At 69.3% G+C, this 551-nt stretch carries 1 protein-coding gene; it reads left to right on the top strand.

Translation table 11 applies throughout. From position 1 onward, the window contains the following. A partial coding sequence (locus tag L995_RS29085; protein WP_047474888.1) for a FimV/HubP family polar landmark protein occupies positions 1-551 on the top strand: 551 nt, incomplete at both ends.

The raw sequence follows: 551 nt of genomic DNA, 5'->3' as shown, positions 1-551 counted from the left end.
CATGCTGCGCTCCAATCCCAAGGCCTTCATCAACGGCAATGTGAACCGCATGCGCTCCGGCGCCGTGCTCACCGTGCCTGACGAGGCCACGGCACAGGCCACCTCGCCGCGCGAGGCGCGCCAGATCGTTGCAGCCCAGTCCCGGGATTTCAACCAGTTCCGCCGCCAGCTGGCCAGCGCCGCACCAGCCGCGCCCGTGGCATCGGCCAATCGTGAAGCATCGGGCAGCGTCCAGGCCCAGGTCGAAGACCGCAAGCCGTCCACTGCCGCACCCGACAAGCTCACCCTGTCCAAAGGTGCTGTCAAGGGCGTGGAGGCAGACGAGCGCCTGGCCAAGCAAAAGCAGTCCGACGACCAGGCATCGCGCACGGCCGAACTGCAGCGCAACATGTCCGAGCTGAGCCAGATCGCCGCCGCCGCCAAGCCCGCCGAAGGTGCTGCTGCAGCACCTGCCTCGGCAGCCAGCGGCACGGCAAACGGCGTGGCTGTGCCGGGCGCGCCGACCGTGCCTGCAGCGCCTGAAGCTGCAGCACCCCAGACAACTCCCGCGG

The sequence above is a fragment of the Delftia sp. ZNC0008 genome (assembly GCF_000799035.1).
In the GTDB taxonomy this organism is placed as follows: domain Bacteria; phylum Pseudomonadota; class Gammaproteobacteria; order Burkholderiales; family Burkholderiaceae_C; genus Comamonas; species Comamonas tsuruhatensis.
This window is presented reverse-complemented; position numbering and strand designations above follow the sequence as displayed.